This is a genomic window from Nocardioides sp. HDW12B (assembly GCF_011299595.1).
In the GTDB taxonomy this organism is placed as follows: Bacteria; Actinomycetota; Actinomycetes; order Propionibacteriales; family Nocardioidaceae; genus Marmoricola_A.
The window spans coordinates 3,254,926-3,269,326 of record NZ_CP049867.1; the positions used below are offsets into that span (position 1 = coordinate 3,254,926).

General features: G+C 73.0%; 16 protein-coding genes. 12 read left to right on the top strand and 4 right to left on the bottom strand.

The annotated features are described in order from the left end of the window. Nucleotides 1-32 precede the first annotated feature (32 nt). The 8 genes from nirB to G7072_RS15195 all read left to right on the top strand — a co-directional run bounded on the left by nirB (nt 33) and on the right by G7072_RS15195 (nt 7,684). Nucleotides 33-2,666, top strand: a complete 2,634-nt coding sequence (nirB, locus tag G7072_RS15160; protein ID WP_166087793.1) for a nitrite reductase large subunit NirB — start codon at nt 33-35, stop codon at nt 2,664-2,666. Then, on the top strand, nt 2,663-3,010 hold the full coding sequence (nirD, locus tag G7072_RS15165) for a nitrite reductase small subunit NirD (RefSeq protein WP_166087795.1): 348 nt from the start codon (nt 2,663-2,665) through the stop codon (nt 3,008-3,010). Before nirB ends, nirD begins: the two co-directional genes overlap by 4 nt. Further along, nucleotides 2,923-4,206 carry a uroporphyrinogen-III synthase gene (locus G7072_RS15170; RefSeq protein WP_240916978.1) on the top strand — a complete coding sequence of 428 codons (1,284 nt, stop codon included), beginning with the start codon at nt 2,923-2,925 and terminating at the stop codon, nt 4,204-4,206. Before nirD ends, G7072_RS15170 begins: the two co-directional genes overlap by 88 nt. Further along, nucleotides 4,203-4,907: a CbiX/SirB N-terminal domain-containing protein gene (locus G7072_RS15175; protein WP_166087797.1), complete on the top strand. Its 705-nt coding sequence runs from the start codon at nt 4,203-4,205 to the stop codon at nt 4,905-4,907. Before G7072_RS15170 ends, G7072_RS15175 begins: the two co-directional genes overlap by 4 nt. A gap of 166 nt (nt 4,908-5,073) precedes the next feature. After that, on the top strand, nt 5,074-5,463 hold the full coding sequence (gene trxA, locus G7072_RS15180; RefSeq protein WP_166087799.1) for a thioredoxin: 390 nt from the start codon (nt 5,074-5,076) through the stop codon (nt 5,461-5,463). 14 nt (nt 5,464-5,477) lie between these two features. Then, nucleotides 5,478-6,086, top strand: coding sequence for a class I SAM-dependent methyltransferase (locus G7072_RS15185; RefSeq protein WP_166087801.1), 609 nt, complete (start codon nt 5,478-5,480; stop codon nt 6,084-6,086). A gap of 122 nt (nt 6,087-6,208) precedes the next feature. After that, complete coding sequence (locus G7072_RS15190; RefSeq protein WP_166087803.1) at nt 6,209-6,640, top strand: organic hydroperoxide resistance protein; 432 nt, start codon at nt 6,209-6,211, stop codon at nt 6,638-6,640. Between the two features lie 135 nt (nt 6,641-6,775). Then, nucleotides 6,776-7,684 carry an oxygenase MpaB family protein gene (locus G7072_RS15195; RefSeq protein ID WP_166087805.1) on the top strand — a complete coding sequence of 303 codons (909 nt, stop codon included), beginning with the start codon at nt 6,776-6,778 and terminating at the stop codon, nt 7,682-7,684. Nucleotides 7,685-7,763: 79 nt separating this feature from the next. On the opposite strand, the gene G7072_RS15200 is transcribed toward G7072_RS15195, so the two are convergent. Together G7072_RS15200 and mca are read right to left on the bottom strand one after the other, a co-directional pair. Then, a complete protein-coding gene (locus G7072_RS15200) occupies nt 7,764-8,087 on the bottom strand; it encodes a hypothetical protein (protein ID WP_166087808.1) in 324 nt (107 codons plus the stop codon). Continuing rightward, entirely contained in the window at nt 8,084-8,959 is an 876-nt protein-coding gene (gene mca / locus G7072_RS15205; RefSeq protein ID WP_166087810.1) for a mycothiol conjugate amidase Mca, read from the bottom strand. The genes G7072_RS15200 and mca overlap by 4 nt, the downstream gene beginning before the upstream one ends. Before the next feature lie 85 nt (nt 8,960-9,044). Between mca and G7072_RS15210 the strand changes: the two genes are divergently transcribed. Beyond that, nucleotides 9,045-9,479, top strand: coding sequence for a DUF4307 domain-containing protein (locus G7072_RS15210; RefSeq protein ID WP_166087812.1), 435 nt, complete (start codon nt 9,045-9,047; stop codon nt 9,477-9,479). Between the two features lie 139 nt (nt 9,480-9,618). Then, the gene (greA, locus tag G7072_RS15215) at nt 9,619-10,119 is read left to right on the top strand and encodes a transcription elongation factor GreA (protein ID WP_206063158.1); all 501 of its coding nucleotides are present in this window, start codon (nt 9,619-9,621) and stop codon (nt 10,117-10,119) included. 30 nt (nt 10,120-10,149) lie between these two features. Here the strand turns inward: greA and ilvA are convergent, their stop codons facing one another. Continuing rightward, the gene (gene ilvA / locus G7072_RS15220; protein ID WP_166087816.1) at nt 10,150-11,493 is read right to left on the bottom strand and encodes a threonine ammonia-lyase; all 1,344 of its coding nucleotides are present in this window, start codon (nt 11,491-11,493) and stop codon (nt 10,150-10,152) included. A gap of 84 nt (nt 11,494-11,577) precedes the next feature. Between ilvA and G7072_RS15225 the strand changes: the two genes are divergently transcribed. Together G7072_RS15225 and G7072_RS15230 are read left to right on the top strand one after the other, a co-directional pair. Continuing rightward, entirely contained in the window at nt 11,578-12,123 is a 546-nt protein-coding gene (locus G7072_RS15225; protein WP_166087818.1) for a MarR family winged helix-turn-helix transcriptional regulator, read from the top strand. Next, nucleotides 12,120-13,673 (top strand): MDR family MFS transporter, encoded by a 1,554-nt coding sequence (locus tag G7072_RS15230; RefSeq protein ID WP_166087820.1) that lies wholly within the window; start codon nt 12,120-12,122, stop codon nt 13,671-13,673. The genes G7072_RS15225 and G7072_RS15230 overlap by 4 nt, the downstream gene beginning before the upstream one ends. 33 nt (nt 13,674-13,706) lie before the next feature. Here the strand turns inward: G7072_RS15230 and G7072_RS15235 are convergent, their stop codons facing one another. Further along, a complete protein-coding gene (locus G7072_RS15235; RefSeq protein ID WP_166087822.1) occupies nt 13,707-14,354 on the bottom strand; it encodes a TetR/AcrR family transcriptional regulator in 648 nt (215 codons plus the stop codon). Nucleotides 14,355-14,401 lie beyond the last annotated feature (47 nt).

The following is a 14,401-nucleotide window of genomic DNA, read 5'->3' on the forward strand; positions in this document are numbered from 1 at the left end:
CACCTACCGTCGCACCACCGAGAGGGAGAACGATGACCCACCGCCAACGCCTGGTCGTGGTCGGCCACGGGATGGTCGGCCACCGCTTCGTGCAGGCCGCCGTCGAGCGCGGCCTGACCGCCACCCACGACGTCGTCGTGGTCGGCGAGGAGCCGCGCCCGGCGTACGACCGCGTCGCGCTCACCTCCTACTTCGCCGCCTCCGGCGCGGAGGCGCTCTCGCTGCTGCCGGCCGAGGGGTACGGCGACCCCGCCGTCACCCTGCTGCTGGGCACGACCGTCACGGGCCTCGACCGCGACGCCCGGACCCTCACCCTGGACGGCCCCGACGGCGAGCAGGTCATGTCCTACGACCAGCTGGTGCTGGCCACCGGCGCGGCGCCGTTCGTGCCGCCGGTCCCGGGCCGCGAGCTCGACGGCTGCTTCGTCTACCGCACCATCGAGGACCTCGACGCGATCCGCGACGCCTCGCAGCGCACCGGCTCCGGCGTCGTCATCGGCGGTGGGCTGCTCGGGCTGGAGGCCGCCAACGCGCTGGTCCAGCTCGGCCTGGAGACCCACGTGGTCGAGATGGCGCCCCGGCTGATGCCGGTGCAGCTCGACGGTGCCGGCGGCTCCACGCTGGTGCGGCACATCGAGAAGCTCGGCGTCTCGGTCCACACCGGCGTGGTCACCGACCAGATCACCGGCGAGGACGGCCGGGTCACCGGGCTGGCTCTGAAGGACGGCCCCGACACCACCGTGATCGACGCCGGCGTCGTCGTCTTCTCCGCCGGCATCCGCCCGCGCGACCAGCTGGCGCGCGAGGCCGACCTGCCGGTGGCCGAGCGCGGCGGCGTGCTCGTCGACGAGCAGTGCCGCACGGTCGACCCGCACGTGTGGGCCATCGGCGAGTGCGCGGCCCCGGGCGGGCGGATGTACGGCCTGGTCGCCCCCGGCTACGCCATGGCCGAGGTCGTCGTCGACGCGCTGCTCGGGGGCGCCGGGCAGTTCCTCGGCGCGGACATGTCGACCAAGCTCAAGCTGCTCGGCGTCGACGTCGCCTCCTTCGGTGACGCGTTCGCCGCGACCCCCGACTCCCTCGAGCTCGTCTACTCCGACGCCGTTGCGGGGGTCTACAAGAAGCTCGTCGTCACCGAGGACGGTCGCCGCCTGCTCGGCGGCATCCTGGTCGGCGACGCGTCGGCGTACGGCGTGCTGCGGCCGATGGTGGCCAGCGGCATCGACCTGCCCGACAACCCCGAGGAGCTGATCCTGCCGGCGTCGCGCGGCGGCTCGACCGGCTCCGGCGTCGCGGCGCTGCCCGACGACGCCCAGGTCTGCTCGTGCAACAACGTCACCAAGGGCGCGATCGTCGCCGCCGTCTCAGCCGACGGGGAGACCGACGGTCCCGACACCGGCGCCGGGCACGCCTGCGAGGACGTCGCGTGCGTCAAGCGCTGCACCACCGCCGGCACCACCTGCGGCTCCTGCGTCGGCACCGTCAAGGCGATCGTCGAGGACCACTTCGCCAAGGCCGGCAGAGTCGTCAGCAAGGCGCTCTGCGAGCACTTCGCGCTGTCGCGGGCCGAGCTGTTCGAGGTGGTCGCGATCCACCGCTACCGCACCTTCGACCAGATCGTCGAGGCCCACGGCACCGGCCGCGGCTGCGACGTGTGCAAGCCGGCGGTGGCGTCGGTGCTGGCCAGCCAGTTCAACGGCTACGTGCTGTCCGAGGAGACCAGCACGCTGCAGGACACCAACGACGCCTACCTGGCCAACATCCAGCGCAACGGCACCTACTCGGTGGTCCCGCGCATCCCCGGCGGCGAGATCACCCCGGAGAAGCTCATCGTCATCGGCGAGGTGGCCCGCGACTTCAAGCTCTACACCAAGATCACCGGCGGCCAGCGCATCGACCTGTTCGGGGCCCGGATGGAGGAGCTGCCGCTGATCTGGCGGCGGCTGGTCGACGCCGGCTTCGAGTCCGGCCACGCCTACGGCAAGTCGCTGCGCACGGTGAAGTCCTGCGTGGGCTCGACCTGGTGCCGCTACGGCGTGCAGGACTCGGTGACGCTGGCGATCGACCTGGAGCTGCGCTACCGCGGGCTCCGGTCGCCGCACAAGCTCAAGGGCGGGGTCTCCGGCTGTGCGCGGGAGTGCGCGGAGGCCCGCGGCAAGGACTTCGGTGTCATCGCCACCGAGAAGGGCTGGAACCTCTACGTCGGCGGCAACGGCGGCGCCACCCCCGTGCACGCCCGGCTGCTGGCCGGCGACCTCGACACCGCGACGCTGGTGTCCTACCTCGACCGCTTCCTCATGTACTACATCCGCACCGCCGACCGCCTCCAGCGCACGGCCCCCTGGGTCGACTCCCTCGAGGGCGGGCTCGACCGGGTCCGCGAGGTCGTCGTCGACGACGTGCTCGGCCTGGGCGCGGAGCTCGAGGCCGAGATGGCCCGCCACGTCGACACGTACGCCGACGAGTGGGCGACGACGTTGGAGGACCCCGACCGGCTGGCGCGGTTCGTGTCGTTCGTCAACGCCCCCGGCACGCCGGACCCGCACATCAGCTTCGGGGCGACCCGCGACCAGATCGTGCCGGAGGTCGCCGACGGCCCCGTCGTGGTGGCGACCACGATCGGGGTCGGCGCGCCCGGCCTCGAGCCGACGGAGGCCGGACGGTGACGGCCGGGCTGAGCGAGGCGCGGGTGGCCGTCTGCACCCTGGACGCCGTCCCGCGCGAGGGCGGGGTGGCCGCCCTGGTGCACGGCGAGGCGGTCGCGGTGTTCCGCACCCACGACGACGAGGTGTTCGCGCTGTCCAACGTGGACCCGGTCTCACGGGCGTCCGTGATGGCGCGAGGCATCCTGGGGACGCGGGGAGACGCCCCGTTCGTCGCCGGCCCCCTCTACAAGCAGCCGTGGGGGCTGCGTGACGGGGTGTGCCTCGACGACGCCGACCTGCGGGTCGCGACGTACGACGTGGTCGTCGAGGACGGCACCATCTGGGTCGGAGGGAGACGGACCTGAGCACCACGAGCAGCACGAGCAGCACCACCCCGCCGTACGTCGCCGAGGCGGCCGCCGGCCCCCGGCCGCACGCCCCCCTGGCCGGGGGACCGCTCAGCGGCTTCCGCATCGGCGTCACGGCCGCGCGCAAGGTCGAGGAGCAGATCGCGCTGCTGGAGCGGCGCGGTGCCGAGGTCGAGTGGGCGCCGGCGCTGTCGCTCGACCCCAACCGTGTCGACGACTCCGAGCTGCGGCCGGCCACCGAGGCCGTCATCGCCGACCCGCCGGACATGTTCCTGGTCACCACCGGCATCGGCATGCGCGCCTGGCTCGACGCCGCCGCCGGCTGGGGGCTGCGCGACGACCTCGTCGCCGCGCTCGGGAAGGCCGAGATCCTCGCGCGCGGACCCAAGAGCGTCGGCGCCCTGCGCGGCGCCGGGCTGCGCGAGCTGTGGGCGCCCGCCTCGGAGCTCTTCGAGGACGTCCTCGACCACCTCCGCGGACGCGACCTGGGCGGGATGCGCATCGTCGTGCAGGAGCACGGGCAGTCTCTGTCCATGGTGGCCCACGCCCTGCGTCGACAGGGAGCGACGGTCGACGTCGTCACGGTCTACCGCGTCGCCGGCGCGGAGGACCCCCAGCCGATGTTCCGCCTCGTCGACCACGTCGCCGAGGGGGCGCTGGACGCCATCACGTTCACCTCCGCCCCTGCGGTCGCCGCCCTCATGGACGCCGCCGCCTCGGTGGGGCGGCGCGACGACGTCATCAGCGCCTGCCAGGCCGACGTGCTCGCCGTCTGCGTCGGACCGGTGACGGCGGCCGCGTTCGAGCTCTGGGGGATCCCGTCGATCTACCCCGCCGACCGGTCGCGGCTCGGTGCCATGGTCAAGCTGATGGAGACCGAGCTGCCCTCGCGGAGGCAGGGCCTGACGCTGTCGCTGGTCGGCGGCCACCAGCTGCTGCTGCACGGTGATGCCGTGGTCCTCGACGGAGCGGCCGTGGCCCTGTCCCCGGCGCCGGCCGCCGTCCTCCAGGCGCTGGTGGCGAACCCCGGCAACGTGGTGTCGCGCCAGGCCCTCCTGGCGATGCTGCCCAGCGGCACCGCAGGGTCCGAGCACGCGGTCGAGATGGCCGTGGCCCGACTGCGGACGGCGCTCGGGACCAGGTCGGTGCAGACCGTCGTCAAGCGCGGCTACCGGCTGGCGGTGTCCGGGTGAGCGTCCCCGCCGCCGGCTCCGCGACCGTCGCCGGAGCGCACGGCGCAGAGGCGCCCCGCCTCGTGACGGTCGCGCACGGCACGCGTCGGCCCGGGGGCAACGAGACGGCCCGGCGGATCACCGAGGCGGCCGGCCGACGGCTGGGACGGCCCGCCACCACGGCGTACGTCGAGCTCTCCGACCCGCTGCTCACCGACGTGGTCGCGGCGCTGGACGGGCCCGCCGTCGTCGTACCGCTGCTGCTGTCGACCGGCTTCCACGTCCGCGAGGACCTGCCCGCGATGTGTGCGGGCGCAGACGTCGTGCTGGGCCGCCCGCTCGGCCCCGACGCGCTGCTGGCCCGGGCCCAGGTCGCCCGGCTGCAGGAGGCCGGGGCGGCGCCCGGCAGCCGCGTCGTGCTCGTCGCCGCCGGGTCGCGCGACCCGGCCGCCGGCGAGGACCTCTGCGCCGCGGTCGGTCTGCTCGCCGAGCACTGGGACGGCGAGGTGGTGGCGGCCACCCTGTCCGGTCTCGGGGAGCGGCCCGAGGCGGTCCTGCGCCCCGGGGATGCAGTGTCGCCGTACCTGCTCTCCCCCGGGCTGTTCTCCCGCGACGTCGAGGAGGCCGCCCGGGCGGCCGGTGCGTCCGCCTGCGCCGACGTGCTGGGCGATCACCCGCTCGTGGTCGACCTCGTCGTCGAGCGCACCCTGCAGCTCCGCTGACGACGGGCCGGCTCGCCGTACGTCGTCGACGACGTGAGGCCGACCGTCGTACGCCCGGCCGCCGGCCGCCGGTCTCGAGCGAGGCGTCGGCAGCGGAATGCTGGGCAGGCTGGTCGTGTTGAGACCGATGAGTCCCTGGCACCGTCGAAAGGACACCTGTCCCACCATGGCCACCACCACGCTGACCGCGAACGACTTCGAGTCCACCGTCCTGGAGAACGACATCGTCCTGGTCGACTTCTGGGCCTCCTGGTGCGGCCCGTGCCGCCAGTTCGCGCCCACCTTCGAGAAGGCCTCCGAGGCCCACACCGACGTCGTCTTCGGCAAGGTCGACACCGAGGCCGAGCAGTCCCTGGCCCAGGCGGCGAGCATCTCCTCGATCCCCACGCTCATGGCCTTCCGCGAGGGCATCCTCGTGTTCAGCCAGCCGGGCGCGCTGCCGCCGGCCGGTCTCGAGCAGGTCATCACCGCGGTGAAGGACCTCGACATGGACGAGGTCCGCTCCCAGATCGCCGCGCAGGACACCGCCGGGCCCGAGGGCGGCCAGCCCGCCTGACGGGCCGGACACCCATGGACGCGCACGCCTGGGACGAGCGGTACGCCGCTGCCGCGCAGGTCTGGTCGACCACGCCGAACCAGTTCGTCGAGGCGGCGCTTCGCGACCTGCCGCCCGGCGACGCGCTCGACCTCGCGGCCGGCGAGGGCCGCAACGCGATCTGGCTCGCCGCACGCGGCTGGCGCGTCACCGCCGCCGACTTCTCCGCCGTCGCTGTCGACCGCGGCCGTCGCCTCGCGGGTGACCTCGCGATCGAGTGGCGGGTCGGCGACGTGCTGGTCGCGGACCTGCCCGCGGTCGACCTGGTCGTGGTCGCCTACCTCCACCTGGCCGCCGACGAGCGCACGGCCGTCGTACGCCGGGCGTGGTCGGTGCTGCGCCCCAGCGGCACGTTCTTCCTGGTCGCGCACGACCTGACGAACCTCACCGAGGGCACCGGCGGACCGCAGGACGCCTCGGTGCTGTCCACGGCCGGCGACGTCGTCGGCGACCTGGCCGACGAGCCCGGCGTCGAGGTGGTGCGCGCCGAGCGGGTGGCGCGGCTCGTCACCGCCGACGACGCGCACGGCGGCGAGGAGCAGCACACCGCCTGGGACCACGTGGTCCACCTCCGCCGCTCCTGAGTCCTCACCCCCTCACCCGGTGCGCGGCGGGGCTGTCGCGGGCGTGACCCGGGTCTCGCCCACGGGCCGAGACGGTGGAGCCGGAGAGGTGTGGTCCCCGTCGTACCGGAAAGGTTGAAGGTATGACCAACACGCCTGAGAAGATCGTCTACACCGCCCGCGCCACCGTGACCGGCGGCCGTGAGGGCCGCGCCGTCTCCGAGGACGGCATCCTCGACCTGTCGCTGACCGCCCCCAAGGAGGTCGGCGGACCTGGCACCGGCACCAACCCCGAGCAGCTGTTCGCCGTCGGTTACGGCGCCTGCTTCCAGGGCGCGCTCACCATGGTGGCGAAGAAGCACGGCGTCGACGCGTCCGGCTCCGAGCTCGAGATCTCCGTCGGCTTCGGCCCGGAGGGCGAGTCGTTCGCCATCACCGCCGACATCGTCGCCCGCATCCCGGGCGTGGACGACGCCAAGGCCCAGGAGCTCGTCGACGCCGCCCACCAGGTGTGCCCCTACTCCAAGGCCACCCGCGGCAACGTCCCCGTGACCGTCACCGGCAAGGCCGCCTGACGGCTCGTCGGTTTCACTAGGTACCTAGCGAAACCGGCGCTTCCCGAGCGATGTTTCGCTCGGGAAGCGTCGGTTTCACTAGGTACCCAGTGAAACCGGCAGTCCCGATTTGTCGCGAGTGGGCATCATCGGGGCATGGCCCTGATCTCGATCCCCGACGTCCGTGAGCGGGTCGGAGCGGCCATCTTCCACAAGGTGGCGGGGCCTGAGGGCCCGGAGCGTCGCGAGCGCTTCCACGGCCGCGAGGGTGAGCGCTGGTTCCCCGCCGGCAGCCCGATCCACGTCGTCCACGGCGACGCGAGCATGTTCATCGGCGGCCTGCGCGCGCTGATGTACCAAGCCCTCCACCCGGTCGCGATGACCGCCGTGGCCGAGCACTCCGGCTACCGCGGCGACATGTGGGGCCGGCTGGCGCGGACCAGCACGTTCCTGGCCGCCACCACCTTCGCCACCGCCTCCGACGCGCAGGCCTCGGTCGACGTCGTACGCCGCATCCACGACCGGATCACGGGCACCATGCCCGACGGCACGCCGTACATCGCCTCCGACCCGCACCTGTTGATGTGGGTGCACGTGGCCGAGATCGACAGCTTCCTGCGCGCGCACGTCCGCTACGGCAAGCACAAGCTCGACCAGGCCGGCCGCGACGAGTACGTCGCCCAGACCGCGTTCGTGGCCGAGAAGCTCGGCGTGGTCGACGCACCCCGCACCGAGGCCGAGCTTGCCGCGGTGCTGGAGAGCTACCGCCCCGAGCTGCGCGGCACCGACCACGCCCACGAGGCCATCAGTCACCTGGTGTGGCACCCCGACCTGCCGGTGGCGGTGCGTCCGGCGTACCTCGTCATCGCCGCCGCGGCGATCGCGATGATGCCCGGCTGGACCCGCCGCGAGCTGCGGCTGCCCCGCCTGCCGGTCACCGAGCGCACCGGCGTCCGGGTGCTGGGGGCGCTGGCCACCGGCACCATCCGCTGGGCGATGACGCCGCCGACGGACGACGGCGAGGAGGCCGTCCCGGCGGCTCCGAGCCACCCCGCGGCACGCTGACCCCCTGAGCCCCCGGGCCCCCTGGGCCCCTGGGCCACGGGATCCTGCGTCGCCTCTGCGCGGCGCCGACCCGAGCCGCTCAGCCCCGCGGCGTGCCCGACCCGTGCGGGGGCGCGGGCTCGACCGGTGCGTCGTCGGGACCCGGCTCGTCCGGGCCCGAGCCGTCAGCCGACGGGTCGGCCGGGCCGGACCGGTCGACACCGTCGTCGAACTTGATCTTGCCGATCTGCTTGCGCATGTTCATCCACAGCAGGATCGTCACCGCGAAGAGCAGGAAGAACGAGCCCATCGCGACCCACCCGGGGCGCACGTCCTCGGGTGCCGGCACCTCGTCGAGGGCCTCGAGGCTCACGAGGGCGAGCTGCTGCACGGAGTGGGCGAGGGACAGGACGAGGGTGCTCATGAGGATGCTCCGACGTGCTCACGGACGCCTGCGAACAGGTCGTCCTCGGGGGTCGAGGACGCGACGTGGCTGCGCACCAGCTCGTAGTCCTCGGTGGGCCAGACCTTCTCCTGCAGCTCGCGCGGGATCGCGAACCAGAAGCCGTCCGGGTCGATCTGGGTGGCGTGGGCCAGCAGCGCCTGGTCGCGGACGCCGAAGTAGTCCGCGCACGGCACCCGCGTGGTGATGCGGGCGTCCCACTCGGGCTCCACGGTCCACTCCTTGAGCCGCTCCCCCCACGGCGACTCGAGGCCGTGGTCGATCATCGCGTCGTGGATCGCCTGCATGCGCGGACGGTTGAAGGAGTGGTGGTAGTAGAGCTTCAGCACCTGCCAGGGCTCGCCGAGCTCGGGGTAGCGCTCCGGGTCGCCCGCGGCCTCGAAGGCGTGCACCGAGATCTCGTGGCACTTCACGTGGTCGGGGTGCGGGTAGCCACCGCGCTCGTCGTACGTCGTCATCACGTGCGGCTTGAACTCACGGATCAACCTGACGAGGGGCGCGGCCGCCTCCTCGAGCGGCACCAGGGCGAAGCAGTCCTCGGGCAGCGGCGGCTTGGGGTCGCCCTCGGGCCAGCCGGAGTCGACGAAGCCCAGCCAGTCCTGGCGCACGCCGAGGATGTCGCGGGCGCGCTCCATCTCCTGGCGGCGGATCTCGGTGATGTTCTCCAGCACGTCGGGGCGGTCCATCTTGGGGTTGAGGATCGACCCCCGCTCACCACCGGTGCAGGTGGCGACGTGGACGTCGACCCCCTCGGCGACGTACCGCGCGGTGGAGGCGGCGCCCTTGCTGGACTCGTCGTCAGGGTGCGCGTGGACGTGCATGAGGCGCAGCATGGCTCCATTCTAGGTGCCGCTCGCAGGTCCTCCCGCCGCCCCTGCGGCCGCCACCGGGCGTGCCGGGCGGCCGTAGGATGGGCGCATGCCCGACCCCCGCTCCGACGAGGTGTCCGACCCGAGCGACCTGTCCGAGCGCTACGGGTCCACCAGTCCGCGCCAGCGGGTGATCGCGACGGTGCTCATCGTCGTCGTCGCGGTCAGTTCGGTGGGCTTCGTCGGCTGGACGGCGCTGTTCCACAGCACGCCGGAGGTCCAGTCGCGGATGACCTACTTCGACTTCCCCGACGACCGGACCGCCGTCGCGCGCCTCACGGTCGTGCGCGACACCCCGGACACGATCGCCACCTGCCTGCTGCGCGCGGTGTCGGAGGACTTCGCCATCGTCGGCGAGACCGAGATCACGGTGACCACCGGTCCCACGACCCAGGCCGTCGAGGTCGAGATCCCGACCGAGCGACGCGCCACGACCGTCACCACGGACGGCTGCACCTCCAACGACCAGCAACGCCCCCGCTGAGCCGTCCGGGATGAGAAGCCGGGCCTGAGCCGCTACGCTGGGGCACTTGCGTGCCGTCCGCGGCGCGGGATCGTGCATGTGCGCGACCCGCTCTCGCCGCAGTCCGACGCACGCCACCCGAGACTCAGGAGCAGAACCCGTGACCCAGTCACCCGAGAAGGACGTCGTCTGGCTGACCCAGGAGGCCTACGACAAGCTCAAGGACGAGCTGGAGAACCTCCGCGGCCCCGTCCGCGAGGACATCGTGGCCCGCATCAGCGCCGCCCGCGACGAGGGCGACCTCAAGGAGAACGGCGGCTACCACGCCGCCCGCGAGGAGCAGGGCAAGCTCGAGGGCCGCATCCGGCAGCTCGAGGACATGCTCGAGCGCGCCGAGGTCGGCGAGACCCCCAAGGACGACGGCGTCGTCGAGCCCGGCATGGTCGTGGAGATCAAGTTCGCCGGCGAGAGCGAGTCGGAGAAGTTCCTGCTCGGCGCCCGCGAGATGGCCGGCGACTCCGACCTGCAGGTCTACTCGCCGCAGTCGCCCATGGGCAGCGCGCTCATCGGCGCCAAGAAGGGCGACAGCGTCTCCTTCGAGGCCCCCAACGGCAAGACCCTCAAGGTCGAGGTCATCCACGCGGAGCCCTACTCCGGCTGACCCGACGGCCGGCTCCACCGCCGGCCCTGATCACTCCGCCTGCGCGGCGCTCGACTCCTCGGTGACGGGGTAGCCGGCGCCGCGCAGGTGCGTGCGCACCTGCTCGGCGTGCTCCGGCCCGCGCGTCTCGAGCTGCAGCGCCACCTCGACCTCGCCGATGTGCAGGTGCGAGGACGTGCGCTGGTGCACCACGTCGAGCACGTTGGCCTGCACCGCGGCGAGGTCGCCGAGGAGTTTGGCGAGCCCGCCGGGACGGTCGGGGATGCGGACGGCGAGCGCCAGGTAGCGGCCCGAGGTCGCCATGCCGTGGCGGATGACGTTCATGAGCAGGATCGGGTCGACGTTGCCGCCCGAGAGCACCACCACCATCGGCGTCTCGAAGCGCGCCGGGTTCTCCAGCACCGCGGCCACGGCTGCGGCTCCGGCTGGCTCGACGACGAGTTTCGCCCGCTCGATGAGCAGCAGCAGCGCCTGGGACAACGACTCCTCGTCGACCGTGACCAGGTCGTCGACGTACTCGAGCACCGCGGCGAACGGCACGTCGCCGGGCCGGCCGATCGCGATGCCGTCGGCCATGGTCGCCATCGAGGACAGGGCCTGCGGACTGCCGTGCTCCAGCGAGGGCGGGTACGCCGCGGCGCCGGCCGCCTGCACGCCGACGACCCGGATGTCGGGACGCTGGGGCTTGACCCCTGCGGCGATCCCAGCGAGGAGTCCGCCACCGCCCGTGGGCACCACGATCGTGCGCGCCTCGGGGCACTGCTCGAGGATCTCCAGGCCGCAGGTGGCCTGACCCACGACGATGTCCTCGTGGTCGAAGGGGTGCACGAGGACCGCACCGGTCTCGTCCGACCAGGCCCGGGCCTGCACCAGCGCCTCGTCGACGGTCGTGCCGTGGAAGCGGACCTCGGCGCCGTAGCCGCGGGTCGCCCGCTCCTTCACGATCGGCGCTCCGTGGGGCATGTAGACGACGGCCGTGATGCCGAGCATCTGCGCCGCCAGCGCCACCCCCTGGGCATGGTTGCCGGCGCTGGCCGCGACCACGCCGCGGGCCCGCTCCTCCGGGCTGAGACGTGCCATCCGGACGTAGGCGCCCCGGATCTTGAAGGAGCCGGCGCGCTGGAGGTTCTCGGCCTTGAGGTAGACCGGTCCCCCGGCGATCTTCGACAGCCAGCGCGACTCCTCGAGCGGGGTGAGCACCGCGACGTCGCGCAGCAGCTCGGCCGCCGCCTCGATCTCGGCGAGAGTGGGTCCGACGTGCGCGCCGCCCGTCGACGTGGCGTCGCTCGCGTCCTGCGAGCCCGACGACCCGCCGGGGGCCTCGCTCGGCGTCGTCGCGGGTGCCGGGGGCTCGGCCGGTGGGGCGTCCGTCATGGACCTCACCGTATCCCTCCCGTGTGGGCGGCATCACCCCACATTGATTGCGTGCATCATGCAACTACCTGTCACACTCGGACGGTGACCCGCTCCCCCTCCACCCGCCTCACCGACACCGTGCTCCGCCGCGACGACGCGGTCGAGGACACCTTCATGGCCGTCCTCATCGCGGTCGGCTCGGTGCTGCGCCAGCGCCTCCCGGGCGACGAGCACGACTTCTCCCTGCTGCCGGTGCTGGTCGAGCTCGACCGCTGCGGCCCGGTCCGCCTCACCGACCTGGCCGAGCGGCTCCGGCTCGACGCCTCCACCGTGAGCCGCCGGGTGAAGAACCTCGGCGAGCAGGACCTCGTCGCCACCACCACCGACACCGCCGACGGCCGCGCCCGCCGGGTCCAGATCCGACCGGCCGGTCGCCGCGCGCTCGGCCAGCTGCGGGCCCGACGCCGCGACCTGCTCGGCCAGGTGCTGGCCGACTGGCCCGCCGAGGAGCGCGACGCGCTCCAGGCCCTGCTCGCCCGCTTCCTCGACGACCTGACCGCGGACAGCGGCCTGCTCGGCGCCGGCACCCCGACCCTCCCCCCGACCGGATCCCGGTCCACGCCCTCCCCGAAGGACTCCCCCCGATGACCCCCGACGCCCAGGGCTACCTCAGCCACCGCCAGATCCTCGTCGTGATGACGGGACTCATCACGGGCATGTTCCTGGCCTCGCTCGACCAGAGCATCGTCTCCACCGCGCTGCCGACGATCACCAGCGACCTCGGAGGCCTCGACCACCTGTCGTGGGTGGTGACGTCGTACCTCCTGGCCTCGACGGCCTCGACACCGCTGTGGGGCAAGATCTCCGACCTCTACGGCCGGCGACCGATCTTCCAGATCGCCATCCTGACCTTCGTCGCCGGCTCGGTGCTGTCGGGCTTCTCCGCCTCCATGGAGCAGCTGATCGCGTTCCGCGCCATCCAGGGTCTCGGCGGCGGCGGCCTGATGGCGCTCGCCCTGGCCACCATCGGCGACGTCGTCCCGCCGCGCGAGCGGCCCCGCTACCAGGGCTACATCGCCGGCACCTTCGGCGCCTCCAGCGTGCTCGGTCCGGTCCTCGGCGGCTTCTTCGCCGACGGCCCCGGTTGGGAGTGGATCTTCTTCATCAACGTGCCGATCGGGCTGGTCGCGCTGGTCGTGACCTCCTCGGCGCTGACCATGCCGCACGTGCGCCGCGACCACTCCATCGACTACCTCGGCGCCGCGGTCATCGTGGGCAGCGTGAGCTCGCTGCTGCTCTACACCGCGTGGGCCGGTCCCGAGGACGGCTGGGGCAGCCCGCTCGGTCTGGCGCTGCTGCTCGGCGGCCTGGCGCTCGCCGCGCTCTTCGTGCTGGTGGAGCTGCGCGCCAAGGAGCCGATCATCCCGATGCGGCTCTTCCGGATCTCGATCTTCAGCGTCGCCAACGCCTTCGGCTTCCTCATCGGGGCCGCGATGTTCGGCGTCATGGTGTTCATCCCCGTCTACCTCCAGCTCGTCAAGGGCATGAGCCCGACCGAGTCCGGCCTCGGCATGCTGCCGATGGTCATCGGTCTCTTCACCACCTCGATCTGGGGCGGCCGCTGGATGTCGCGCACCGGTCACTACAAGTGGTTCCCGCCCATCGGTGCCTCGGTCGTGCTCGTCTCGGTCGGCCTGATGACCCAGCTGGGCTCGGACTCGCCGTACTGGTTCGCCGGGCTCGCGATGTTCGTCATGGGCTGCGGCCTCGGGCTCACCATGCAGGTGCTCACGGTCGCGGTGCAGAACGCGGTCGACCGCTCCGAGATGGGCGTCGCCACCAGCTCGGTGCAGTTCTTCCGCCAGATGGGCGGCTCCTTCGGCACCGCGCTCTTCGGCGCCGTGCTCAGCACCCGGCTCGCCTCCGAGCTCACCGCCGCCAGCGACCAGGCCGGCGGCGCCATCCCGCTGGACCGCGTCGACGAGCTCACCAGCAACATGAGCCTGGTCGACGCCCTGCCCGCGCAGGCCCAGGCGCTCGTCGTCGACGCCTTCAGCAGCGCGCTGAGCGGCACCTTCCTCGTCGCCGTTCCGATCGTGCTGGCTGCGCTCGTGGTCGGACTGTTCATGAAGGAGATCCCCCTCGGCTCGCGGGAGACCCCGGTCACCGAGACCGAGAAGGTGCCCGACCACGCCTGACCGGCTGCGGGGCCCGCGACCCTTCGGGACGGGTCAGAACCGCAGGTCCTCCGGGCCGACCACGGCGCCGGAGGTGGCGGCGAACGACCGGTCGATGGCGACGAGCACGCGGTCGAGCGCGACGTCGCGGTCGTCCGCGGTCGTCGCGCCCAGTGCGCCGCTGACGCACAGCTCCGAGAACCCGTGCACGCCCGACCAGCAGACGATCTCGGCGCCCACCCGAGCGCCCGGCGCCAGGAAGCCCACGTCCACCAGCTCGTCGAGCACGCGCCCGAGCAGCGCGTAGGGGTCGCGGTCGGCCGAGTCGCCGGCCTGGGCCAGGGCGGAGCTGGAGGAGAAGGCGAGCGAGAACAGCCCCGGCTCCGCGAGCGCGTACTCGACGTAGCCGCGCCCGACCTCGGCGAGCCGCTGACGGGCCCGCAGCACGGGGTCCTCGGTCCGGATCCTGGCCAGGCGACGCTCCATGGTGTCGAGGAGGTGGGCCATCGCCTGGAGGGCGACCTCGGTGACGAGGTCGTCGCGGTGGGCGAAGTGACGGTAGGCGGCGTTGTGTGAGACCCCGACCCGTCGCGCCAGGTCGCGCAGCGACAGGGCGCTCGGCCCCCCGTCCCGCACCGCGACCTCCGCGGCGTCCACCAGGGCCTGCCGCAGGTGGCCGTGGTGGTAGGGGGAGGGAGGCATCTGCGCAGGGTAGCCGAGCCCCGGCGCGAGTTGACACTGCCAACATC